The sequence below is a fragment of the Novosphingobium guangzhouense genome, from assembly GCF_002896965.1.
GTDB classification, from domain to species: Bacteria; Pseudomonadota; Alphaproteobacteria; order Sphingomonadales; family Sphingomonadaceae; genus Novosphingobium; species Novosphingobium guangzhouense.
In genome coordinates this window covers 1-22,352 of the sequence record NZ_LYMM01000035.1, presented here as the reverse complement: position 1 = coordinate 22,352, position 22,352 = coordinate 1, and the positions used below count along the sequence as shown (strand labels likewise).

Below are 22,352 nucleotides of genomic sequence, written 5' to 3'. Positions count from 1 at the left end.
GCAGGGGCGACGGACAGGCGCGAAGACGCCCGGCGACCATGCTCCGCTGCGGCCCCATGCCGCATGCGTGTCGTCGCTCAGACGGTGAACCGTGCCGCGGCCATCCCCTGGACCATGGCAAGAGCGACCAGACGCCGGCAGGTCTCCTGGCTCGCGGGTCACAGCTTGATGCACGGCCTTCCCGAAGCCTCGCATGTCGCAGCGTCCGGCTTCAGTGGCTGCCTTCCCGGAGTGGGAGAAGGCGATGTGCATCGCGCTCGCCGCTTACAGTTGCAGGGACAGCTGCGGATTCGAGTGGTGAACCACCCCCACCGCCTTCCCTTTTAAGCCCCTTGCGGGGCACCGGCGCGATCTTGTTTCCGGCGGATACCGGGGCGCATGGGTGGGCGCAAGTGTCCTGTTGCGGCAACCCTTCGCAGCTGCGAACATTAGGTATTCAAGCCTTTGAAGGAGAAGTCGTTTGTTGCCCTTGCGTTCGCCCTTGCGTTCTGCCGCTGCCGCTGCCGCCATGGTCCTTGGCTGCGGGCTTGCCGCCCCGGCGCAGGCGGATCCGATGCTGGCGGACTTTTCCTACGGGCGGCCGATCCAGCACTTCGGCTTCAACAGCCAGAACCAGACGCTCGACATGGCCTACATCGACGTTATGCCCGCAAAGCCCAACGGGCGCACGGCTGTGCTGCTTCACGGCAAGAATTTCTGTGCCGTCACCTGGGACGCCACGATCAAGGCGCTGACGGGCGCGGGCTATCGCGTCATCGCGCCGGATCAGGTCGGCTTCTGCAAGTCCAGCAAGCCCGAGCGCTACCAGTATGGGCTCCACACGCTTGCCGCCAATACGCATGACCTGCTGACCCGGCTCAAGATCGACAAGCCGGTGATCGTCGGCCACTCGATGGGGGGCATGCTGGCGATGCGCTATGCATTGCAGTACCCGGCGGATGTGTCGAAACTGGTGCTGGTCAACCCGCTGGGGCTTGAGGACTGGCGCGCCAAGGGGGTGCCCAATACCACCGTCGACCGGCTCTATGCCTCGGAACTGCGCACCACGCGCGAAAGTCTGAAGGCCTATCAGCAAAGTACCTACTACGCCGGGCAGTGGCGGGCGGATTACGATCGCTGGGTGGACATGCTGGCGTCGATGTATGCCGGGCAGGACGGCGCGATCGTGGCATGGAGCCAGGCACTGACGTCAGACATGGTGTTCAACCAGCCGGTGATCCACGAGATCCAGCGCATTGCGGTGCCCACCGTGCTGATGATCGGAGAGAAGGACAACACCGCCATAGGCAAGACCCGCGCCGACCCGGTGCTGCGCGCTACGCTGGGCGATTACCCCAAGCTGGCGCGCGCGGCGGCGGCGCGGATTCCGGGCGCGAAGCTGATCACTTATCCCGATTACGGGCACAGCCCGCAGGTGCAGGACGCGAAGCGCTTCAACGCCGATCTGGTCAAGGCGCTGAACTGATTGCCTTATCGATAGCCTGCCCGATCCGCGCGCGGCATTCGCCGAAGCCGATGGAAACGTAACCTTGCGCAGACGCGGTGGCGGTGATGCTGATCTCGTCGCCATCCTCCAGGAAAGATCGCGTTTCGCCGGTAGGGAGTGTCAGGGGCATCTTGCCGCCCTGCGATATTTCCATGAGGCTGCCGAAGCCCTCACGATCCGGGGCGGAGATGGTGCCGGTGCCAAGCAGATCGCCGGGCGTCAGGTTGCAGCCGTTGGATGCGTGGTGGGCGACCATCTGGTTCACCGTCCAGTACATGTTGCTGGCGGGGCCATGGCTGAGGCGATGGGGTTCAAGCCCGGCGTCGCGCATGGCCTGCGTGGTCAGGTGGACCTGCAGCATGACGCCCAGTGCGCCGTGTGCCTGATCGTCTGCATCGAGCAGATAGGGCAGGGGCTGCGGGTCGCCCTCGGGCCGGAGCGGCTGGGCCATGCGGAACGGCGCCAGTGCTTCCGGCGTCACCACCCAGGGTGAAATCGTTGAGTGGAAGTTCTTGGCAAGGAAAGGGCCAAGCGGCTGGTATTCCCATGCCTGCAGATCGCGGGCGGACCAGTCGTTGAGCAGGCAGAATCCCGCGATATGCTGCGCAGCATCGCTGATCGGAACAGGCATGCCCAGATCGTTGCCCCGGCCGATCCAGACGCCCATCTCCAGTTCGTAATCGAGCCTTGCAGTGGGCGCAAAGATCGGAGCGTCGGCCTCGGGCGGCTTGCGCTGGCCGGTCGGTCGCACCACCGGAACGCCGGAGGGGCGGATGGAGGACGAACGGCCATGATAGCCGATCGGCACGTGCTTGTAGTTGGGCAGCAGCGGGTTGTCCGGACGGAACTGGCGGCCGATGTTGTTGGCATGATGGATGCCCACGTAGAAATCGGTGTAGTCGCCTATGCGCGTGGGCAAGTGCAGCATGCAGTCCTGTGCAGGGTGCAGCATTGGCGTGATTTCCGACCGGCGGGCTTCGTCGCACAGCACGTCGGAAAGCGAACGGCGCAGGGCACTGCGGTCCTGCGGGGAAAGCCCCATCAGGCGCGCCATCGTTGCGTCGCGGCAGATGTCGGAAAGGTGCGCGGGAACCAGCCCCGCAGTTGCCAGTGCCCCAAGGTCCAGCACATGATCTGCGATCGCCACACCGATGCGGGTCGGCGCGCCTTCTGCAAGGGAGAACACGCCGAACGGCAGGTTCTGGACCGGGAAGTCGCGATGGCCCTTGGCACCTTCGACCCAGCTTTTGCGGGCAGGGTCATGCGTTTCGTCGATCGTCCACCAGTTCACAGGTCACTCTCCGGATATCGTGTCGTCCCGGAGTTGATCCGGGCTCGTTGGCCGCTTGCGGCAAGCACTATCTAAAGACCCGCCGCGCTCTCGGATCAAGTGCGGGGTAACGATGTTCCGCAATCGCAGATCAGTCCAGCGGCGGCTGCGGCACGTCCAGGCGCGCGATCAGGCCGCCTTCGGGGGAGGTGGCGAAGGAAAGCTGCCCGTCGAAGCGGGCCATGAGCCGGTGAGCGGTGGGGATGCCAAGTCCGAAGCCCCTGGTGTCGCGGGCGCGTGCCTCGTCAATGCGGAAGAACGGGTCCAGGATTGCCTCGAAATAGGCGGAGGGGATGCCCGGCCCGGAATCCGCGATCTCGATGCGCCAGTGGCCTTCGTGGCGGCCGATGGAAACCCGTGCCTCGCCGCCGAACTGGATGGCGTTTTCAACCAGCGCCGCCAGCGCAAGCGCCAGCGGTTCGCGGAAGGTGCGGGTGACAGCTGGGGCACAGGCGTCGCATCGGGCGCGATTCCCGTAAGGGTGCAGTACGTGGGAGACGAGTTCGGCAAGGTCGATCGTCTCGGCCTCTGCAGCAAGATGCTGCGCACGCAGGAAGCGCTGGAGCGAGGCGAGCAGGCCCTCCATCTCGTCCACACTGGCAAGGATGACGTCGCCAAGTTCCGCGTCATCGATCAGTTCGGCGGCCACTTTCTGGCGTGACAAAGGGGTGCGCAAATCGTGGCTGATGGCCTCGAACGACTTGGCCTGATCCTGCAGCAATCGGGCGATCCGATCCTGCATGACGTTCATCGAATGGGCGAGCTTGCGCAAGTCTGCCGTCCCGCTCTCCGCGATGACCACCTGCCGCCCCCGGCCGATGGCGTCGGCGGCATCGCTCATCCGGCGCAAGGGGCGGGTGAGGACGTGCAGGGCGACCAGGCCGATGGCAAGGAAGGCCACTGTCGTCGCCAGGGTCAGTACCGTGGCGCGCAGGGCGACAGGCCACATCGCGTTGATATCGCGCGAACGGAAATTCAGCCAGTGCCCGTCCGCCAGCCGGATCGCGCCGACAAGATCGCACTTCCCGCCCGGCGGTCCCTGCATGGCCAGCCGCAGCGAACGCCCGCCAAGCGAGGGTTCCCACTCGATGATCCGCCGTTCTATCCGGGACAGGGATTCATCGGCGGTAGGCGTGGCCACGCTGGGACTGTTGCCGACGGCGGCCGCAAGGTGGCGGGTGCTCATGGTGGGCGCGGTCAGGCGCGGGTCGGCGCTGTGGATGCGGTCGCTGACGACCAGCAGTTCCGCGATGCGGCGCGCGTGATCCTCGTTCAGCGTCTGCCGATCGATCGATTGATAGAAGACCAGGCTGGCAGCCAGTTGCAGCACGCCCAGCAGCATGAACACAAGTGCGACATAGACCGCGAAACGCGGTGCGAAGGGACGGGCCACTTCTTGATCCTCTCGCCATCCGCACACACCGCGCGAAGCCTCGCGTCAACCGGAGGGACGTGTGCAGCAACGATTTGATACGCAATTCGACGCAGGGGCAACATTCATATTGGGTCGGGCATTATCCGCGGCTGTCGCCCGGCCAGGTCTTCTGCGCTGCCCAGTCAGTCACGCCGAGGCGGCCAAGCTGCTCATCGACGGTACGCGCCATCGCCGATCCTTCGGGAGAGCGACAACCCATGTTGTACGTGAGCGAGGTGCGGGCGCCGTCGGCACCAATCCACTCGACCGTGATGCTGGACATGTCGGTTGCCGCTTCGGAGCAGGCATGCGTGGCTTGCTCGCCGGTGTGAGGGCGTAGCGCGGCCAGTGCGCGGCGGACTTGTTCGTAAGTGGCGCGGCTTATCGAATGCGCGCGCGGGCCAATTACGGCCGTGTGGCGTTTCCCGGTGAAGTCGACCCGGCCTGCGGGCGTCACCGAGACGCTGTACACCGGGCAGAAGCCGAAGCACGGTCCACGCGAAATGCGCAGTTCCTCCCCCGCCGGAGCGGGGGAAGAGACGCCGGGCTGCACGCGGGGGGCGCAGCTTGACAGCAGCCCGGCGCCAAGGACGATGCCGCAGAGGAGTGGTCCGCGCATCGTCCCGTCCTTACCAGCCGATGGTCACGGAGCCGCGCAGGGCCAGGTCGACCCGGCCATGGCGATCCTCGGCCGAAAGTTCGCCGCCCATCGTGAAGCCGCCCGATCCGCCGATGGCACGCAGGCGTGCGAACCAGCCGCTCGTCGCGCCGTCGCCTTCGAGGGTGAAGTTGTCCCCATCGGTGAAGTGCGCGGTGGTGGAGCCGATGCCGCCGCTGACGATTTCGCGCCAGCCGCCTTCGGTTTCCATGCGGAACCAGTTCTCGTCACGCGCCTTCATGCCGAGGAAGTCGATGCCCACGGTCATGCTGGGGTTCACTGCCAGTTCGTCGCTGGTGCGCGATGCGACGGTAAGGTCCAGTCCTTCGCCGCCGGTTTCCGAATAGCCGTCTTCCTTCAGGCGGACGTAGTCGACGGTGACGCCGGGACGGAAGAAGAAGAACTGCGAACCACCCTCGATGGCGGCGCCGCCTGCGAAAGTGACGAACTTGCCGTCCCACTTGGCGTCCATGGTGCGGCGCACGTTTTCAGAGCCCACGGTGCCGTAGAAGTTACGCTCGCCGTCGAAGTTGGCAGTGCCGGCCGATCCGCGGGCGAAGGCGCTGACGGGGCCGAACTTGCCGCGCCAGTGCGCTGCCAGTTCGAAGGCGTCGGAGTTCACTTCGGTTAGTTCGCCGTTCTTGTGATTGTTGTTGAGGTAGGCAACCGTGCCGCCGAACTTGCCGAAGCCGGTCTGGTACTCGGCGGTTGCCGACCATGCGTAGCCGTTCAGCTTGTAGGCTGCGGTGTTGCCCGCCTTCCGGTCGCTGCCCCAGATCGCCATGTTGATCGTGGTGGAGAAGCGGCCGCTGGCGGTGATCGGTCCCTGCGGATCCTGCATCTGGCGGGCGAGGGCACGGGTGCCCAGGCTGATGCCTTCGAAAGCGCCGCCTGCGTGATCGGGCAGCATCTGGCCCACGGCGGAACGGAACGCGTCGCCATTGGTGATGCCAAGGAAGACCTGTTCGATCTTGTCGTCCTTGCCCAGCTGTTCGAACACGGCATCGTAAGCGGCCGCGCCCGAACGGTTGAGACCCAGTTCGCTGACCGTGCGGCGCGAAATGTCGACGACGATGGTGTTGGCGGCCGCTTCCTTGTCCAGTTCGGCCTTGAACATGAAGGGGACGAGGTCGGTGTTGGTGGTCAGCTTGTCACGTCCGGTCAGGCTGCCTGCGGTGAGAACCTGGTAAGTGCCTTCTGCCGTGGAAACGTCGGCAAGGCGGATCGCCAGCTTGGAGCCTTCCGCGAAGGTCGCGTTGCCCGAAACGGTATAGGCCGACCCGGCCCCTGCCGTCTTGTCGAGCGTGACGAGCACCGTGCCGGCGCTGCCCACGTCCAGCGACGCGATCGATGCGGGCTTGCGGATATCGAGCAGGCCGCCGGAAACGTTGACGGCCAGCTGCGTCGAATTGGCGATCGAGCCGGTGAAGTACGACGTGCCCGAAAGGTTCAGCACGTCGGCGCCGCTCCCGAAGTCGATCAGGCCGCTGAACGCGCTCGTTCCGGAAAGCGATACGGTGTCGTTGCCCGCACCGAAGCTGACCGCGCTGCGCTGCGCCGCGTCACCGGAAAGGGTGAGGGTGTTGTTGCCCGCGCCGAAGGCGACGTTTCCGTCGAGGGTGCCGTCGGCCAGGTCGAGCGTGTCGTTGCCGCCAGCGAACCAGATGTCCCCGACAATGGAGGGCGCAGTCACGCCCGATGCCACCTGCGTCTGCTTCACGGTGACATCGCCGGTTGCCGCGCGCAGGTCGATGGCGATGTTGAAGGTGTCCTTGGCCCCGGTGGCCGAGATGGTCCCTGCGTTTTCGATCAGGTTAAGGGTGCCGCTGGCGTCGATGATCGCGGTGGCCGCGCCCTTTTCGCCTGCGACCGCCTTGATCGTGCCGCTGTTGCGGATGGTCGGCAGGCTGCCGCCTTCATCGATGCGCACGGCGGTTGCCAGGGCGTTGTCGGCATTGCCCGATGCGGCGCCGATGTTGCCGGTGTTCTGCAGCAGCGGGGTCGAGGCGCCCGCACCGATGCGCAGGGCCGTGGCGTTGGCGCCATTGGCGCTGGCGATCACCGAACCCGATACGCCGATGCCGTTGGCAACGGTCACCGCACCCCCGCGCCCGCCGATGACGAGGCCGTTCGCGGCAACGCCGGAATAGAGGCCCAGCCCTTCGACCGAACCTTCGATGATCAGGCCGAACTTGCTGCCCGAATTGGCGACAGGGCCGATGGCGATCGCTTGGTCGGTCGCGCCCACCTGCATGGCGGCGGCGCTGCCGTAAGAGACGACGCGCGCAGTGCCTTCCTTGGAATCGTCGATACCGTCACCGTCGGAATCGGGCTTTGTGGTATCGACCTTGGGCGCGGCAGCCAGCACGATGCCGCCGGTGACGTTACCTTCAACGATCAGCGCCGATCCGCCCTGCAGCAGATCGTCGGCATCCAGCTTCGACGGGTCGGACGGCACGGTGGTGTAGCGATAGCCGGTGGCCGCAACAGTGCCCTGAACGACCATCGCACCGTTCACGTCGCCCGCAAAGCGCGCACCGATGGCATCCTGGCCTTGTGCAGAGACGGTGCCGGCAAGGCGGACGTTACCGTCGATGCCCTGCGCCGAAACGCCGATGGTGCGGTCGCCGACGACGGTGGTGGAGCCGTCGTGCGTGAAAGCGCCGGTCAGCTTGCCGCCCAGGGCGATACCGGCGGAATCGTTGCCTTCGACCACGATCTTGCCGCTCTGGGTCAGCTTGCCGGTGTGGTCGCCCTGGGTGCGGATGCCGACCCGGTTCGATCCCAGCGCGAACGGACCGTCAAGGTCGCCGTCCTTGTCGGTATCGGTCGGGGTGTAGGTTTCATCGACGGTGATGGTGCCGCTGTTGGTGATGTCCCCGCTGGCGCCCGCTACCGAATCTATGCCGATCGCGCCGTCGGCATTGGTGATGGTGATGTTGCCGGCGTTGGTGACTGCGTGATTGCTGTCCTGCGTGACCGCGACGCCCGAAGTCAGGACGACCGATCCTTCTGCCGTGATGTTGATGGCGTCAGCCGCGCCGCTCTTGATGGTGGAAGTGCGGATCGGCGAGGTGAGCTTGGTCTTGACGTCTTCGGCATGGGCCGCGGTTGCAAAGGCAAGGGCGGCCGTGGTGGCAAGCAGGGTCTTGGCAGTCAGCTGGGAAGGCATCTTCGTCCCTTTGAGGTCTGTAGTCTGACCCTTGAGACGGAGGCATTGCCGGTCAGCCTTGGAAAAAGTTCCCGGCTGCGCAAAATTTCATGAAGGCCCGATCAGAACCGGGCGTCCAGCCCCACCCGAACGGTGCGCGGGCGCAGCGGCGTCGTCTGGTCACGGCCGGTACCGAACGGGGTGCCGAGCGAGAAACGGTTGCCGCGCGAATTGGTCAGGTTGCTGACGCTCAGCGTCACGCCATAACGCTCCGTCCCGATGCGCAGGTCCGCTCCGCTGTCGAGGTAATCGCCCTGTGGGTTGCCCAGTTCCGGGCCTATTCCAAGGCGGGACTTGCCGACGTAGCTGGCCCAGCCATTGGCGGTGAGACGCAGATCGTCGCTGATTTCCCGATTCCAGCCAAGGCTCATCCGGCCGGAGAATTGGGCGATGTTCGGCACCTGCATCGATCGGGCCAGCGTGGCGTCAAGCAGTCCGGACGGAGACATGTCGATCGCGGCCGCCGAGCGGGCGACAAGACTGAGCAATTCGGTAGGGGGCTGGTCCACCTTGCTCTGGTTCCACGTTGCGCCTGCCTCCAGCCGCAGACCGGCGAGCAGTTCGACGCCGCCGGTCAGGCTGGCCGACCAGACCCGGCCGTCGCCGATGTTGGCCGTGCTGGGCAAGCCGGAATTGTCGATGAAGTCGGCCTGGATATCGCGCCAGCGGGTATATGAAACGCTTGCGGCAACGTCGAAGGGGCTCACACCGGGCTGGCCGTGCTTGATGCCGAATTCCCAGGTCTGCGTCCGGTCGCTCTGGAAACGGCGGACGTAGTCGCTTTCGATGGCGAACCCGCCGGGGCGGAAGCCTTCCTGATAGCGCATGTAAAGCGTGGTCGCGGCCATCACTTCGGCATTGATCGCCACGGATGGCAGCACCGTTGTCGTCGTGCGGTCGGCAGTGACTTGCGCACGGGCCTGGGCCATGGCGAAAGAGATGGCAGGCTGCACATCCTCACCCGAGCCGCCGAGGCGCGAATAGGTAAGCCGCCCGCCCGCCGTGGCGGTAAGGCCAGGGCGAATACGCAGGCTGGCTTCGGCGTAGAGCGTGAACTCGTCGATCGTGTTGCGCACGCCGGTCGAGGCGGTAGTCGTGACGAAGTTCTCGAAACTGCGGGTCAGCACCGTGCGGTTATGGGTGTAGCTGGCGCCGATCAGCCAGCCGAATCCGTGGGTTTCGGGCTGCCATATCCGCGTTTCGTGCGCGATCATGCGGGTGCGGTTTTCCTGTGAGAACAGGCGCGGTGCATCGGCATCGACGGTCGCGTCGTAGCGCTCTTTAAGGTTCTGGCGCACTGTGCCGGTGGTGGAGCGCACACGCACTTCCCCAATCCGGCCGGAAATCACGAATTGGCCCATCAGGTAGTCGGCGTCCGACCCTTCAGGTACCTGAGCGTTGCTTGTCAGGGGAGGGCGGGCGTTACGGCCGGCATACTGGCTGTCGCGCGCATCGGTGGACTGGCCAAGGCCGATCAGGTCGATCGTCCAGTCCGGCGCGATCTCTGCGCGCAGCCCGGCGCGGCCGCCCAGGATGCGGGTGCGGTTCACGTCGTTGCGGCCAAGCAGCGGCTTGTCGATATAGCCGCCCAGCGTCGCTGCATCGAAGTTGGCGCGCAGGGCCACCGAATTGCCCAGCGGAAGGTTCACCATTGCTGCCGCATCGCCGCCCGGAGCGCCGCTTTGCGTCAACGACCCGCCGACGGTGATCGCGCCGCCCGTCTCGCCCAGCACCGGGGCGTTGGGAACCAGACGGATGATGCCGCCCAGCGATCCCGCGCCGTACAGCGTACCCTGCGGCCCCTCCAGCACTTCCACCCGCGCCATGTCGGAAAGGCGCAGGTCCGGGTCGGGCGCATTATAGCTTAGCCGGATGTCGCCAAGATACTGCCCCACCGTCGCCTGTGTGGGGCCGGTGAAGCTGGAATCGGCGATGCCCCGGATGAACAGCTTGTTGCGCCCGCTGCCAAGGTGCGTCGATGTGACTGTGGCAACCCGCTGGGTGATCTTTTCCGTGCCACCGACGCCGCCTGCTTCCAGCGATTCGCCGTCGAGAATGGTTACCTGTCCGGGCAGTTCCGCAATTGTGAGATCACGCTTCGATGCGACAACGACGATGGGATCAGGGGCCTGTGCCTCGACCGTGACGATGCTGGCAGTGCGCGCACGGGAAGGGCGCGTGGCGGCCGATCTTATGGGGGCGGCGGCTTCGATTCGCCAGGCGGCTGTAGTTACCGCGACTGCACGGCCGCCAGCCTTGCGAGCCAGCATGCGCACGGCCTGTTCCGGCTCCATCCGTCCGCGCATCGGGGCGACCATCCGCGCAGCCACGGCCGGATCAGCGACAACGATGCTGGACCGCGTCTGGCGCGCCAGTTCGATTGCGACCTGACCGACCGAGCCGCTGCGCGTATCAACGGCCACTTCCTCAGCGGAAGCGGTGGCGGGCATGGCCATTGCGGCCGCCATGATGCAGATGGCGCCGCGCATCCCCTCAGCGCGAACCGATCACCCAATGTCCGTTTTCGGACCGCACCGACAGGCCCAGCAGCGCGCCGAGCGATGCCGGATCCTTGCGCAAAGGCGCGACAAGGATCGAGCCGGAAACCGTTCCACTGCCTCCGGGGGACGCCACGTATTCGATGCCGGTGGCCCGCTTGAGCTGGGCGGCGACGTCTTCCAGCGATGCGCTTTCGAAAGTCAGGCGCCCTTCGCGCCATTCACCGACCTGTTCGGCGGGCAGGCGGGTGAGGGTGTATTCGCCGGCCCCGGCCGCGCGGCGCAGGACTTCGCCGGGCGATACGCGCACGTCGGCGCCATCGGGATCGAACTGCACTGCACCTTCGGACACGGCCACACTCAGTCCCTGCGCATCGTGGCGCACGTCGAACACCGTGCCGATGTCCACCAGCCGTTCCTTGCCCACGGTGACTTCGAAGGGATGCGCCGCGTCGTGGCGCACGGTGAACAGGGCCTGCCCGTGATCAAGCTGGGCGTAGCGCTTGTCCTTGCGGTCAAACCGAACGGCGGTGCCGCCCGCCAGTTCGATGTGCGTATCCGCGTCAAGCGTCACGCGGCGCGTTTCGCCCAGTGCCGTTTCCACGGTATAGAAATCGCGCTGCTGTCCCTGGAAGGCCCAGAACCCGGCGACCACCGCGAGGCTGGCTGCGATCGCGCTGGCAAGCCAGGGGCGACGGCGCCTGGGGGGGGCTTCGTCCGCTTCATCAGGCTTCAGATCGTCATTGGCGGGGGCGACCGCGACGACAAGTTGCGCGGCATCGGCAACCGACGCGGCCACTTCGTCATAGGCACGAGCATGGGCCGGGTCGGCCTCAAGCCAGAGGGTGAACGCTTCCCAGTCGGCAAACGCAGGGTCGCCCACGCGCACCGTCCAGCCGAGCGCTTCGTCCCGGATCACATTGTCACTCGCCATGTCGTTCGCCATCGGGCGCTCCTTCAACAGCGAAGACGGAGACGATCGGCTTCAGCCTCATCGTGGGCCTCATTTCGACCGTTCCTTCCATTCCGCGAGCGCCCGGTAAGCCACCCGAAGATCGCTTTCGACGGTGCTCAGGCTGATGCCCATTTCGGCAGCCACGACCTTCTGCGCGGCGCCCTCGATGCGGTGGCGACGGAAAATCTTCGCTGCGCGCGCCCCCAGCCCGTCAAGCAGCGCAAGGACGGTGGCCGCTTCCTGCGCAGCGGCGATGCGGCGTTCTGCGGAAGGTTCGGCCGAGACGCCCGGCGGGTCTCCGGCGTTAACTTCGGTCCAGTCGCGGTCGCGCACGTCGGCCTGCCGGGTCGAACGGAATCGGTCGATCATCAGCAGGTCAGCAGTGCGAAACAGGTAGGACAACGGCGAGGCGACGGGACCGGGGCGGCTGGCCGAAATCTTCAGCCAGACTTCCTGCACGATATCTTCGGCTGCTTCACCCGCGCCACGCGCGCGCAAGAATCGCAGCAGCTTATCCCGATTCTCGAGAAAAGCCGCTTCGAGGCCGGCTGAGGATGCAGGTTCTACGGTCACGAACGGCGGGCACGAACACTAAGGGCTACTCTGGGTCGGGCAGCCTGATAGACGTTCGCGCGCCTGCGGGGAAGTGCTGTCGTCCCGACGCCGAAGAGCTGGTGCCGGGACGACCGAGATCCAGGCCCGTCAGTTCACCGCGCGGATGTGATGTCCGGGTTCGATGGCCGCGGGCGGAGCTGCTTCAATCATGTGATCGTGCTCTGCAAAAACGCGTTCGATTTCCGCGCGCTTGTCGAAGATCATCCGGGCGACACCGCCCGTCATTCCGCCCTCATCGCCGACGCGGCCAAGTACTCCGGCAAGATCTTCTAGAGTTGCGCGTTCGGGACTGCTGTGAAGTCCGCCTTTAGAGTCGCGGTAGGCGGTGCATTCGCTGGCCATAACCATTCCCCTTCTATGTTTGCCGTCTCCCTTAACGCGCAAAAACCCCCGGAGTTGCACTTAGCCCGCGCCGTTGGCCGCAAGAACGTGTTTAAGGCCGTCGAGGTCCTGCGCGAAGCGGTCATGCTCTCGTTCGCGCGCTTCTCCGTCCAGCCGCAACAGGTAGCTTGGATGCGCGGTAAGCCATACCACCGTACCGTCGGGGAGGGGCAGCGCCTGTCCCCGCTCGCGCCCGATTGCAGGCGTGCGCCCAAGCAATCCGCGGGCGCTGCTTGCACCCAGCGCCAATATGACCTTCGGCCGGACCAGCGCCCGTTCATTGTCGAGCCACCAGCGGCAAATGTCGATTTCGCCCGCAGTGGGTGCCTGATGCAGCCGCCGTTTGCCGCGCGGGGTGAACTTGAAATGTTTGACCGCATTGGTCACATAAGCCGCCGCCCGATCCACGCCTGCGTCGCCGAGGGCGCGATCGAGCAACTGTCCGGCCGGGCCGATGAAAGGCCGATTCTCTCGCTCTTCCGTGTCGCCGGGCTGTTCGCCCACGATCATGAGTGAAGCATTGCGCGGACCTTCGCCCATCACCGCGCTGGTGCCGTTGCAGCCGATCGGGCAGCGGCGGCACTGTGCGATACCCTCGGCGATAGCCTGCATGCTGTCAGGCACTGCTTCCTGCTCGAACAGATTGGCGCCTGTCGCGATCATTTGCGCCTCGCGCTGCCTTGCTCCGGCTATGAGGGCGGGAATCTGGCGCGCTTCGGGCAGGTTCTTCCAGTACCGACGCGGCATTTCCTTCAGCATCATGCCCACTTTCAGCCGCGCCGGATTGAAGATCGAACGATAATAGCCCAGCCACAGCTCTTCCGTCGCATCTTCTGCAGGCGCATCGTAGCGTGAAGCGGGCGGCCCTTCGTGCAATTCCTTACCATCCCAATGCAGCGAGAGGCGCGGCGTCAGTATCGACCAGCGCTGGCTGGCAAAGCGGTTCACGAAGAATTCCGCGTTGGCGCGTTCGATCCGGTGTTCGGGTTCGAACCAGGCGATGAAACGATCGCTGCCGTCTTCTTCCGTCACGCTGCGAAAGCGCACGAAAGCGCGCATCTTGTGAATGTCGTGCCGCACTTGCCGGGCCAGCCGCGAAAGCGCGACGACATCGTGATCGGCAGCGTCCCGCATCAGATGAGGATGGTCCTGCAAACGCCAAAGCACACGGTACAGCAGGCCTTGCCGCGCGGGATCGCGATGCAGGATCGCACTGCGCGCAAGATCGATGAAGGCCCGGTTCGCGCGGACTTCGCGTGCCTGACGCGGCGGCGGTGCAGTCGGCTGCGCCGGCGTAGCGAAGAGGTCGCCCGTTCCATCGGCCTCCGCCCAGGCAGCAGCTTCGGGAGACACCCCTTGGGCGACAAGCGCCCGCGCTTCATCGCGCCATGTTTCGAAGTCGTCAGGCTGGGCCATGGCAGGCCCGATCACGCGAACAGTTCCATTTGCCGGGCCGGCGGAGCAAGCCTTGCGCGAAGGTCGGCACGGTCGAGTAGCAGGGTGGGGCGCCAGTCCTGCGTGACGATGAACGGCCGCAGCTTTCTGACCGACACGCTGAGCCGCGAGAGATCTTCCAGTCGTATCGATCGTTGTCTGCGCGCGGCCAGCACTGCATCTACCGCCTTCACGCCCAGTCCCGGCACCCGCAGCATCGCTTCGCGCGGCGCGCTGTTCAGGTCGACGGGGAAGTGATCGCGGAACTTGAGCGCCCAGGCCAGCTTGGGATCGATGTCCAGCGGAAGCATACCGTCGTCCTCGGTCGCCTGCTGCACTTCCTGAGGCGCAAATCCATAGAATCGCATCAGCCAGTCCGACTGGTAAAGCCGGTGCTCGCGCATCAGTGGCGGACGCTTGAGCGGCAGCACCGCACTGGCTTCCGGGATCGGGCTGAAGGCGGAATAATAGACGCGCTTGAGAGAGAAGCGGTCATAAAGCGTGCTCGCCTTGCCGACGATCTGCGCGTCGCTCGCCCCGTCTGCACCCACGATCATCTGTGTCGACTGACCGGCAGGCGCGAACACCGGCGCCTTGCGAAAACGTCGGCGCGCATCGTGTGCTTCGGTGATCGCGCCTGAAAGCTTACCCATGGCGCCTTCGATCGTGGCGCCGTTCTTGTCGGGGGCAAGGCGCGACAGTCCGGCGTCGGTGGGCAATTCGACGTTGATGGAGACACGGTCGGCCCAAAGCCCCGCCTGCGCGACCAGTTCGGGGTCCGCCTCGGGGATCGTCTTGAGATGAATGTACCCTCGAAAATCGTGTTCTTCCCGAAGGATGCGCGCGACTTCAATCAGTTGCTCCATCGTGTGGCTGGATGACTTGACGATGCCTGACGACAGGAACAGCCCCTCGATATAGTTGCGCCGATAGAACGACAGGGTGAGATCGACCACTTCCTGCGGCGTAAAGCGGGCGCGGCGGACGTTCGAACTCTTGCGATTGATGCAGTAGTGGCAATCGAAGATGCAGTGGTTCGTCAGCAGCAGCTTGAGTAGCGAAATGCATCGACCATCAGGTGCGTAGGCATGACAGATGCCCATGCCCTCGGTCGAACCAAGCCCGCGCCCATCCCGGCTGTTGCGTTTGGATGTGCCTGAAGACGCGCATGACGCATCGTACTTGGCGGCATCGGCAAGGAGTTCCAGGCGGTCCATGACAGATGAGCGGGACATGTGTTCTTTATATGTTCCATTCACCATCAAGGCAAGCCGGCGCATGGTAAATAGTCATCCGGGAAAATTGCGGATTGGACTCAAGCTGTTGAGCGTAGAGATTGATCCCGCTGCCGCGGGCCAGCGAGAGCTACCCCCCTGTCAACCGGCAGCGGTCGCGACGATCGGCATCCCGGTCGTCGCGACCTTCGTCGCTAGGGCCGATGCGCGACCTTCAAGTTTTGAGAATGAGGAAGTTGGTCGGGGAGACATGACGAATCCCTAAGGTGTAACACGTTGAAAAGTAATGTTATCCATATGTCAATCGCCTGCAGCAGCCAAAAAAAACAACCAATTTCGCGTGGACTGTAGTGCGATGGTACGGCTCGAAATGAGAATGGGGCATGGCGCCTCGGATGAGCGGCGAGTTGTGTGTTGGTTGTGGATAAATCTTGTGGGGACGCCTACCGCGACGGTCGCGTCCGTCAATGTGGTGTAAAATCGGTTGTGGCCACTGGGCTGCATTTTCAGGCGGCCTTGGGTGTAATCTGTAGCGGCTGTGCCTCTTCGATCATTGGTGTGGCAAGGGCGGCCATGCCCTCGATCTGCATGTAGCGGTGCTGGAGCTGGTATTCGTCATTCTGCTCGAGCAGGACGGCGCCGACGAGGCGGATGATGCTGTCCTCGTTCGGGAAGATGCCGACCACATCGGCGCGGCGCTTCACTTCCTTGTTCAGGCGTTCCAGCGGATTGGCGCTGTGGAGCTTGACCCGGTGCTGCTCGGGGAAGGTCATGTAGGCGAGCACGTCATGCTCGGCATCGTCCATGCAAGCGCCGAGCCTTGGCCAGCGGGCGCGCAACTGGTCATCCCTCGCAGGCACGCGGAGCCTAGCGGGGCGGTTGCTTTCCCCGCCGCCCCTAACTCCGGTAGGCAAACTTTCCGGAGTTTAGACGGTCGCTTTTTGGCCGACAGGCGAATGTCTGCTTCGTAGCTCAGCTATCATAATAGCCGCCGTTGGCAAAAGTCGGCTGAGGGAGCTCTCGAACGCTCAGCAGTTCATGATGTTCATTGCGGCAGCCGACTTTCAGATGTTGCGCAACAAGTTTTGTCAATTCAGACGGGTAAGTTTTCTTGCGAAAATATTAAAAACATTATCCTACAGATCACTTGCATATTACGTTGGTCGGGTGGAAAATCCCGACGCTGGCTATCCCGCCGATTTGAAGCATTCGTTTCGCCTATCAACGCGACATCTTTGCAAATTGGCCGAATATTCAAATGACCCCGGAACTCATAGGACCTGTCGCTGTTTTGCTAATTGGGCTCGATCGGGGCCTGAGAGCCTCGGCCCATGAAATCGGGACGGCATGCCGGGCTGACTGCTGCGCCCCGCAGAAAGCTGTCATTTCATGCCGCCTCTATCGATCGTCCTCGTTGTCGAGGATGAGCCCATTATTTTGCTGGCCGCCTGCGACATGGTCGAAAGCGCGGGATTGATTACGAAAGAAGCAACGAACGCTACACGTGCTCTCAGCATCCTCGCGGAGAACCCTTCGATCGCGATCCTGTTCACCGACATAGACATGCCGGGCCCGATCGACGGCGTAGCCCTGGCTTTTGAAGCACGCGCTCGCCACCCGATGATCGGCATCATTATTACTTCGGGACGCAGGCCGCTGGCTCGGCACGAAATGCCTGCCGGCGCTATCTTCCTTGAAAAGCCGTACCGGGAACGAGCGCTCACGGAGGCATTAGCGAACCTTCTCTCTTGAGCCGCTGCGGCGCACGCCAATTTGGTGCGTCCAGAAGGTTGGGCAGCGCGCCATCTAAACGAGATGGCGCACCGGTTGAAATCAAGGGTGGATCAATCGACCATGGCAGCGACAAGACGCCGCAAATGATCCCGGCTCAGCAGGCCGATGGGCGGCTGAACCGGACCGTGATGTCCGGCCACTGATTGGTAGATGGCATTTTCGGGACGCTTTTGCGCGCCTTGGATATTGGTATGCATGTTTTCCTATGATGCGGATTCTTCCGCTTTTATCTTCTAAAACCGCTGCGCCGTCTCGGCGGCCCTCCGCCTTGTCCGGGCGTTTTTTCCCGAAACACGATCCGGCCCTTCGAAAGATCGTAAGGTGTCATTTCGACATGCACGCGATCTCCCACCACCGAGCGGATGCGGAACTTGCGCATCTTGCCCGCCGTGTAGGCAATGATCTTGTGCTCATTATCAAGCAGAACCGCGAAGCGGCCATCGGGGAGGATTTCCTCGATAAAGCCTTCCATCGTCAGCAATTCTTCCTTGGCCAATCATGATATCCCGAAATTGAGTGCACCCGCCGACATGCATGCGCAAAAGCGGCGGTCATGAGAGCCATGCTGATGTCTGAAAGAGCATGCGCACTGCAGGCGCAATTTCGTCAAAACGACGCAGAGAACTCCATATACATCGGAAAATAGATTTTTCAATGAGGACGGAATTTTTTAAATATTTCGTCCATTCAACGAATTTGCTCGGTGATCCGGATCAAATGGTTTAAAGAAAAAATATTGCCGGTCATTTCTGCACCTCGGCGACTGAGAGACCAAGCGCGCTCCCGCAAAACAAGGAGAGCCTGCATGGACCTCAATCAGCTACTTTATCACCATCAGATTGCCCTCATCCAGTTCGCCACCCATAACAAGGGTAATCGTGATGCCGGGTCGCGGTTCGATCTGGTGCGGCATTATGAAACCAGGATTGCCCGGCTACGGCAGGACATGGGTGTATCTGCCTATCCCCAATGGTCATGAACTGGCCTGCGGCGAACCACTTCGCATGCCCGAGGTCGCGCCCAACGGGCATCCCGCCGTGCGGACGACAATGGAATCGGGTGTCGAGAGACGATCTGACTTTTCAGCGGCGCAGCGAGATAACCGATCTTGCATTTGCCCTGCTGGGCGGCCGGGTGGCCGCACGGGATTTCCTGTTCAGCACAGCTCCCGATCGCGCATGCACCGTGCTTGAGATCGCGACCGGCTCCTCAATTGGACAGGTCCAGATAACCAGCATGCTCTGGAAGATCGCCGCACATCGGATGCGGCCGTATCAATAGGAAATCCGAAATGGAAAGCGACGAAAAGCCCGCTCGACCGACCCGCGCGAAAATGCGTTGGTCGGACCGGCCTAAACTGGCCCCAGATGCGGCAAGTCGCCAGGGTCTGGCAACGAGACTGGCGCTTGAAGCATTCGAAAGTCGGGACGAGGCCATCGCCTATCTCAACACGGCTTGCTGCAAACTGGGCGGGAGGCCCCTTGATCTCGCCGTGGAATCTGCGGAGGGCTTAAGCCGGGTGGAGCGCGCCCTTGCGGACCTGAAGCCTGCATGCTGATCCGCGCGGGATACGATATCGCTTTCACCTGCGAGCAGCCTGTGCCGATGCTGGCGCACCTGAGCGTCCATGCTTCGCGCAACAAGGATTTGCGCACGCCGCAGCGCCTGTTCACGACGCCCGACGTCCCGCTCTACGACTACGTCGACAGCTTCGGCAACACCTGCACCCGCATTACCATTCCGGCCGGCGGTCTGACGTTGTCCTGCGGCTTTGTCATCGAGGATGATTTCCAGCCTGACCCGGTGGCACCGGAGGCATTGCAGTCATCGATCGAGGCTTTGCCGGACGATGTGATGCTCTACCTTCTGGCGAGCCGCTACTGCGAGACGGACCGGCTGAGCGAAGTGGCATGGGATTTGTTCGGCAACACTCCTCCGGGGTGGGCGCTGGTCCAGGCGATCGTGGATTTTGTACATCGTCACATTCGCTTCGACTACATGAAGGCAAGGCCGACAAAGACAGCGTGGGATGTGTTCGAGGAGCGCGAAGGTGTCTGCCGTGATTTTGCCCATCTGGCGATCGCGCTCTGCCGCTGCATGAACGTACCCGCACGCTACTGTACCGGATATCTTGGTGACATGGACTTGCCAAAGCCACTGGGCGACATGGATTTTTCAGCATGGTTTGAAGTGTGGCTGGGCGATCGCTGGTATGTCTTTGATGCAAGGCACAACCGCCCTCGCAGCGGGCGAATATTGATGGCGCGAGGACGGGACGCGGCCGATGCGGCGCTGACGATGACTTTCGGACCTGTCACACTTTCCCGGTTCGACATCTACACGGACGAAGACAGAGTGGGTCTTGCTTCATCATAACGCTGGAGCGGCCTGCTCATCGGCGGCTTCGGGGAAGAAACATGCCATTACGGCGGCTGTCACCCGGACTGGACGCTGTGTCACGGCATCAACGCAGCACCAACGCGATTTCACCTCGGCAATCACTTCGCTGCCGCGCCGGATCGTCGTTTCGTAGAATGCGCTTTCCCGCCGGACCTGCTCCAGCACCACATTGGCCGTCAGCTGGTCGCGAAGGAATGCTGGCTTGCGATACGTGATCTCATGTTTGAGTGCGATCCATAGATAGGCCGCAATTGCCGCAGGCGACGCGACCTTATGCCAATGTTGGATGACAGCTGCCTGCACCCATTTCAAATAGATAGAATTATTGACATGACCCATAAAGTCGATGTCATCGATTTCGATTATCAAAGGGCAATCGTGCAATTGAGAAGAATTCATGGCGCCATGTATCACAGTGATATGACACTCTGGATTCATTTTCGAATGGCAATCCAATTCGGGCTATCTATTTTTTCGAAAGCGCGTACAAGAGCCAAGCTGAAACGTCGCCTATGACGGATATTGGGCCGCCAAGGCTCCCCTTTGTCCTTTACTAGCCTCACGAAGCCGGGATGCGCCGCCATTGGCGCATGCCCGTCATACTGCATTGGGCAAAGGATACCCACATGATCACCGGAACCGTTAAATTCTTCAACGCGGATAAGGGCTTCGGCTTCATCGCTCCCGAAACGGGTGGGGATGACGCCTTCGTTCACATCAGCGCGGTCGAACGCGCGGGCATGCGTACTCTGAACAAGGATCAGCGCGTGTCCTACGAACTGGAAACCGACCGTCGGGGCAAGACCTCGGCCGTCAATCTCCAGTCGGCCTGAGCAAACGAGAGCGGCGGACCATTGCCAAGTCCGCCAATCTTGTTTCCGGGGGGCAGGAGTAAATTTATGTCGCCGCCGGTATTTTATCGCGAGCAAGCAGATTTTCAGACAATTTTAGCAGATGCGGCAAGCCTGCCTCAGGTGCGTAACCTATGCCTGCGAGCCGCGTCCGCGTGGCCCGAGTTGGCTGATCAAGCCTCTTCCGAACGGTGGCACTCGTCTTGTCTGAGTGAGGCCGGAAGGCGCCGAGGAGATGCGTCGGGTTTTCACGTAAAAGCTGATCGCCGGTATCGTCCGGCGCTACCCCGTCTGTCACGCACGAGGGCCGTGGTGATGACGAACGAGTCCATTTTCACCGCTTTCCCTCGGCACTCGCGGAGTTGAATTCGCCATGACCCATCCGATGCTGCAATTTTCTCTCAGCTCCAACGGCGACCAGTGGTATCTGGCCCGTGGGAACGGGCCCGACAAAACCACGGTGGTACATGAAGCTAACCGCTCATCAGGCGGCGCCGTCACGAGCATCTCGATCGAGGATTTCCTGCGTGCAAATCCGGAAGCGCCTGAGCGGCAGGACTTTGTGAGACTGGTCGCTGATTTGCTCAGTAACCAGCTTGATGATTGCAAGGCGCGTAAGGATATTCTGCTGATACAACTTCGGGATGCAACCGAAGAGGACGCAGCGAATGCCTTGCTCGGCGCAAAAGTACAACTGCCGCTGACGACGCCTTATGAAGCCTTAGAGTTCTTCAATTGCATGGTGGACGTGGTGACGGGTCAGCGCGCAATTGAGGTAGAGGAAGATGCCCATCGCATCCGCCCCGGTTTTGGCAGCACTCACGGGTAGCCTCGACGAGCGGGATACCAGAGACGCCGACAGAACACGACATAGGCCCGATCAACGGTTGCTGGGCCATCCTATGCCATCGCAACGGGTATTCATCATTGGCAGGTCTATGAGCGACCGGATTGCGCGAGTGTCCGCTCCTGGGAATCCAGAAGGGCGCGCTAAACGGCGATAATGGGCGCAGTGCCGCCCGGCAGGTCCCGTAAAGCTGGCCGTCTCCGGAAAGGCAGCTTCACGCCTCAGAGTCATCTAAGCCGCCATTACTGCTGGCCACCGATACATCGGGAATATGCGATCTTTTATTGACGGGGCAACTCGCATCGAATAATTCCGATGCATGAGCACTGATGATGCACTCTCGATTCTCTCCGCTCTCGGCCATCCGACGAGGCTCGATGCGTTCCGCCTGCTGATCCGGCACGAGCCTGAAGGTCTGTCGACCGGCGAACTGGTCGAGGCATCGGGACTGACCCAGAGCACGTTTTCGACGCATCTCGCCGTGATGGCGAAAGCCGGACTGGTGCTTTCCGAGAAGCGTGGCCGCCAACAAATCCAGCGCGCCAACCTCGACGCGCTGCGCGGACTGATGGTCTATCTGGCCAAGGATTGCTGCCAGGGGCGCGCCGAACTCTGCGAGCCGCTTTTGGCCGAACTTACCTGCTGCTGAAGAGGCAACAATGACCGATATCGTGATCTACCATAACCCGCTTTGCGGGACCTCTCGTAATGCCCTGGCCATGATCCGCAATGCTGGCATCGAGCCTCATGTCGTCGAGTACCTGAAGACGCCGCCAAGCCGTACACTGCTGGTGGAACTCATCGAGCGGGCAGGCATTACCCCGCGCGCTCTGCTGCGCGAGAAGGGTACGCCTTATGCCGAACTGGGCCTCGGCGACGAGACCTTGACGAACGAAGCCTTGGTCGACGCGATGATGGAACATCCCATCCTCATTAACCGGCCATTGGTGGTGTCGCCGCTGGGCGTGAAGCTCTGCCGCCCTTCCGAAGCAGTGCTGGACCTGCTGCCGGCCGAGCAGCGCGGCACTTTCGTCAAGGAAGACGGCGAAGTCGTGGAAGCGACCCGGCGATGAGCCTTTCGGTTCGTAGGGCAACGGTCGGCGATGCGCGGGCCATTGCGGCCAACCTCGTCGACGGTGAGCCGAACTATACCTTGAGCCAAGTGGCGCTGAACGACCTAATCATGGTCTTTGCCTTTGCGCCGCTGGTGGGCCTGCTGCTGGGCGTGGCATCGATTACTGTG

General features: G+C 62.8%; 23 protein-coding genes, 2 pseudogenes and 1 riboswitch. Of the genes and pseudogenes, 11 read left to right on the top strand and 14 right to left on the bottom strand.

The window, feature by feature from the left end; all coding sequences use genetic code 11:
• Positions 1-119: 119 nt before the first annotated feature.
• Positions 120-362, bottom strand: a riboswitch (cobalamin riboswitch).
• A gap of 101 nt (positions 363-463) precedes the next feature.
• Entirely contained in the window at positions 464-1,465 is a 1,002-nt protein-coding gene (locus A8V01_RS12930) for an alpha/beta fold hydrolase (protein WP_245892479.1), read from the top strand.
• Here the strand turns inward: A8V01_RS12930 and fahA are convergent.
• From fahA to A8V01_RS12875, 11 genes and pseudogenes are all read right to left on the bottom strand, one after another.
• Positions 1,449-2,777, bottom strand: coding sequence for a fumarylacetoacetase (gene fahA, locus A8V01_RS12925; protein WP_103096251.1), 1,329 nt, complete (start codon positions 2,775-2,777; stop codon positions 1,449-1,451). The two genes, A8V01_RS12930 and fahA, sit on opposite strands and share 17 nt — an antisense overlap.
• 130 nt (positions 2,778-2,907) lie before the next feature.
• Positions 2,908-4,209: an ATP-binding protein gene (locus tag A8V01_RS12920; protein ID WP_103096250.1), complete on the bottom strand. Its 1,302-nt coding sequence runs from the start codon at positions 4,207-4,209 to the stop codon at positions 2,908-2,910.
• A gap of 121 nt (positions 4,210-4,330) precedes the next feature.
• On the bottom strand, positions 4,331-4,849 hold the full coding sequence (locus A8V01_RS12915) for a DUF6438 domain-containing protein (protein WP_245892478.1): 519 nt from the start codon (positions 4,847-4,849) through the stop codon (positions 4,331-4,333).
• 10 nt (positions 4,850-4,859) lie between these two features.
• Positions 4,860-8,060 carry an autotransporter outer membrane beta-barrel domain-containing protein gene (locus A8V01_RS12910; protein WP_103096249.1) on the bottom strand — a complete coding sequence of 1,067 codons (3,201 nt, stop codon included), beginning with the start codon at positions 8,058-8,060 and terminating at the stop codon, positions 4,860-4,862.
• Positions 8,061-8,161: 101 nt separating this feature from the next.
• Complete coding sequence (locus A8V01_RS12905) at positions 8,162-10,555, bottom strand: TonB-dependent receptor (protein ID WP_425437321.1); 2,394 nt, start codon at positions 10,553-10,555, stop codon at positions 8,162-8,164.
• 37 nt (positions 10,556-10,592) lie between these two features.
• Positions 10,593-11,543 carry a FecR family protein gene (locus A8V01_RS12900; RefSeq protein WP_245892475.1) on the bottom strand — a complete coding sequence of 317 codons (951 nt, stop codon included), beginning with the start codon at positions 11,541-11,543 and terminating at the stop codon, positions 10,593-10,595.
• Positions 11,544-11,600: 57 nt separating this feature from the next.
• Positions 11,601-12,125, bottom strand: a complete 525-nt coding sequence (locus A8V01_RS12895; protein WP_103096247.1) for an RNA polymerase sigma factor — start codon at positions 12,123-12,125, stop codon at positions 11,601-11,603.
• Between the two features lie 129 nt (positions 12,126-12,254).
• A complete protein-coding gene (locus A8V01_RS12890; RefSeq protein ID WP_170065914.1) occupies positions 12,255-12,509 on the bottom strand; it encodes an RNA-binding protein in 255 nt (84 codons plus the stop codon).
• Between the two features lie 60 nt (positions 12,510-12,569).
• Entirely contained in the window at positions 12,570-13,964 is a 1,395-nt protein-coding gene (locus A8V01_RS12885) for a UdgX family uracil-DNA binding protein (RefSeq protein WP_425437322.1), read from the bottom strand.
• A gap of 11 nt (positions 13,965-13,975) precedes the next feature.
• Positions 13,976-15,217 carry a putative DNA modification/repair radical SAM protein gene (locus A8V01_RS12880; RefSeq protein WP_103096244.1) on the bottom strand — a complete coding sequence of 414 codons (1,242 nt, stop codon included), beginning with the start codon at positions 15,215-15,217 and terminating at the stop codon, positions 13,976-13,978.
• A 506-nt stretch (positions 15,218-15,723) separates the two neighbouring features.
• A pseudogene (locus A8V01_RS12875) lies at positions 15,724-16,062 on the bottom strand (transposase); the annotation flags it as partial.
• Between the two features lie 544 nt (positions 16,063-16,606).
• Here A8V01_RS12875 and A8V01_RS12870 point away from each other — a divergent pair.
• The gene (locus tag A8V01_RS12870) at positions 16,607-16,969 is read left to right on the top strand and encodes a response regulator (protein ID WP_103096243.1); all 363 of its coding nucleotides are present in this window, start codon (positions 16,607-16,609) and stop codon (positions 16,967-16,969) included.
• 92 nt (positions 16,970-17,061) lie between these two features.
• Here the strand turns inward: A8V01_RS12870 and A8V01_RS28600 are convergent, their stop codons facing one another.
• Together A8V01_RS28600 and infA are read right to left on the bottom strand one after the other, a co-directional pair.
• The gene (locus A8V01_RS28600) at positions 17,062-17,208 is read right to left on the bottom strand and encodes a hypothetical protein (RefSeq protein WP_170065913.1); all 147 of its coding nucleotides are present in this window, start codon (positions 17,206-17,208) and stop codon (positions 17,062-17,064) included.
• A gap of 29 nt (positions 17,209-17,237) precedes the next feature.
• Positions 17,238-17,507, bottom strand: a complete 270-nt coding sequence (gene infA, locus A8V01_RS12865; RefSeq protein ID WP_036526130.1) for a translation initiation factor IF-1 — start codon at positions 17,505-17,507, stop codon at positions 17,238-17,240.
• A 309-nt stretch (positions 17,508-17,816) separates the two neighbouring features.
• On the opposite strand from infA, the gene A8V01_RS28595 reads away from it, so the two are divergent.
• From A8V01_RS28595 to A8V01_RS12850, 4 genes are all read left to right on the top strand, one after another.
• Positions 17,817-17,990 carry a hypothetical protein gene (locus A8V01_RS28595; protein WP_170065912.1) on the top strand — a complete coding sequence of 58 codons (174 nt, stop codon included), beginning with the start codon at positions 17,817-17,819 and terminating at the stop codon, positions 17,988-17,990.
• A gap of 80 nt (positions 17,991-18,070) precedes the next feature.
• Positions 18,071-18,292, top strand: coding sequence for a hypothetical protein (locus A8V01_RS12860; protein ID WP_103096242.1), 222 nt, complete (start codon positions 18,071-18,073; stop codon positions 18,290-18,292).
• Positions 18,293-18,302: 10 nt separating this feature from the next.
• Complete coding sequence (locus tag A8V01_RS12855) at positions 18,303-18,569, top strand: antitoxin Xre/MbcA/ParS toxin-binding domain-containing protein (RefSeq protein WP_103096241.1); 267 nt, start codon at positions 18,303-18,305, stop codon at positions 18,567-18,569.
• Positions 18,563-19,387 carry a transglutaminase-like domain-containing protein gene (locus A8V01_RS12850; RefSeq protein ID WP_103096240.1) on the top strand — a complete coding sequence of 275 codons (825 nt, stop codon included), beginning with the start codon at positions 18,563-18,565 and terminating at the stop codon, positions 19,385-19,387. The genes A8V01_RS12855 and A8V01_RS12850 overlap by 7 nt, the downstream gene beginning before the upstream one ends.
• Here the strand turns inward: A8V01_RS12850 and A8V01_RS12845 are convergent.
• On the bottom strand, positions 19,382-19,810 hold the full coding sequence (locus A8V01_RS12845; protein WP_103096239.1) for an acyl-CoA thioesterase: 429 nt from the start codon (positions 19,808-19,810) through the stop codon (positions 19,382-19,384). The two genes, A8V01_RS12850 and A8V01_RS12845, sit on opposite strands and share 6 nt — an antisense overlap.
• Positions 19,811-20,037: 227 nt before the next feature.
• Here A8V01_RS12845 and A8V01_RS12840 point away from each other — a divergent pair, with 227 nt between their 5' ends.
• The 5 genes and pseudogenes from A8V01_RS12840 to A8V01_RS29230 all read left to right on the top strand — a co-directional run.
• Complete coding sequence (locus A8V01_RS12840; RefSeq protein ID WP_036526131.1) at positions 20,038-20,244, top strand: cold-shock protein; 207 nt, start codon at positions 20,038-20,040, stop codon at positions 20,242-20,244.
• A gap of 391 nt (positions 20,245-20,635) precedes the next feature.
• Positions 20,636-21,091, top strand: coding sequence for a hypothetical protein (locus tag A8V01_RS12830; RefSeq protein WP_103096237.1), 456 nt, complete (start codon positions 20,636-20,638; stop codon positions 21,089-21,091).
• A gap of 337 nt (positions 21,092-21,428) precedes the next feature.
• The gene (locus A8V01_RS12825) at positions 21,429-21,758 is read left to right on the top strand and encodes an ArsR/SmtB family transcription factor (protein ID WP_103096236.1); all 330 of its coding nucleotides are present in this window, start codon (positions 21,429-21,431) and stop codon (positions 21,756-21,758) included.
• Between the two features lie 10 nt (positions 21,759-21,768).
• A complete protein-coding gene (gene arsC / locus A8V01_RS12820; RefSeq protein WP_103096235.1) occupies positions 21,769-22,182 on the top strand; it encodes an arsenate reductase (glutaredoxin) in 414 nt (137 codons plus the stop codon).
• A gap of 47 nt (positions 22,183-22,229) precedes the next feature.
• Positions 22,230-22,352, top strand: a pseudogene (locus A8V01_RS29230) (arsenical-resistance protein); the annotation flags it as partial.

Bases quoted from the DNA above. Each gene is read 5' to 3' on its own strand.
- A8V01_RS12915 (WP_245892478.1), bottom strand. From the start codon at position 4,849: ATGCGCGGACCACTCCTCTGCGGCATCGTCCTTGGCGCCGGGCTGCTG.
- A8V01_RS12910 (WP_103096249.1), bottom strand. From the start codon at position 8,060: ATGCCTTCCCAGCTGACTGCCAAGACCCTGCTTGCCACCACGGCCGCC.
- A8V01_RS12905 (WP_425437321.1), bottom strand. From the start codon at position 10,555: ATGGCCATGCCCGCCACCGCTTCCGCTGAGGAAGTGGCCGTTGATACG.
- A8V01_RS12900 (WP_245892475.1), bottom strand. From the start codon at position 11,543: ATGGCGAACGACATGGCGAGTGACAATGTGATCCGGGACGAAGCGCTC.
- A8V01_RS12890 (WP_170065914.1), bottom strand. From the start codon at position 12,509: ATGGCCAGCGAATGCACCGCCTACCGCGACTCTAAAGGCGGACTTCAC.
- A8V01_RS12885 (WP_425437322.1), bottom strand. From the start codon at position 13,964: ATGGCCCAGCCTGACGACTTCGAAACATGGCGCGATGAAGCGCGGGCG.
- A8V01_RS12880 (WP_103096244.1), bottom strand. From the start codon at position 15,217: ATGTCCCGCTCATCTGTCATGGACCGCCTGGAACTCCTTGCCGATGCC.
- A8V01_RS12870 (WP_103096243.1), top strand. From the start codon at position 16,607: ATGCCGCCTCTATCGATCGTCCTCGTTGTCGAGGATGAGCCCATTATT.
- A8V01_RS28600 (WP_170065913.1), bottom strand. From the start codon at position 17,208: ATGCATACCAATATCCAAGGCGCGCAAAAGCGTCCCGAAAATGCCATC.
- A8V01_RS28595 (WP_170065912.1), top strand. From the start codon at position 17,817: ATGGACCTCAATCAGCTACTTTATCACCATCAGATTGCCCTCATCCAG.
- A8V01_RS12855 (WP_103096241.1), top strand. From the start codon at position 18,303: ATGGAAAGCGACGAAAAGCCCGCTCGACCGACCCGCGCGAAAATGCGT.
- A8V01_RS12850 (WP_103096240.1), top strand. From the start codon at position 18,563: ATGCTGATCCGCGCGGGATACGATATCGCTTTCACCTGCGAGCAGCCT.
- A8V01_RS12845 (WP_103096239.1), bottom strand. From the start codon at position 19,810: ATGAATTCTTCTCAATTGCACGATTGCCCTTTGATAATCGAAATCGAT.
- A8V01_RS12840 (WP_036526131.1), top strand. From the start codon at position 20,038: ATGATCACCGGAACCGTTAAATTCTTCAACGCGGATAAGGGCTTCGGC.
- A8V01_RS12830 (WP_103096237.1), top strand. From the start codon at position 20,636: ATGACCCATCCGATGCTGCAATTTTCTCTCAGCTCCAACGGCGACCAG.
- A8V01_RS12825 (WP_103096236.1), top strand. From the start codon at position 21,429: ATGAGCACTGATGATGCACTCTCGATTCTCTCCGCTCTCGGCCATCCG.
- arsC (WP_103096235.1), top strand. From the start codon at position 21,769: ATGACCGATATCGTGATCTACCATAACCCGCTTTGCGGGACCTCTCGT.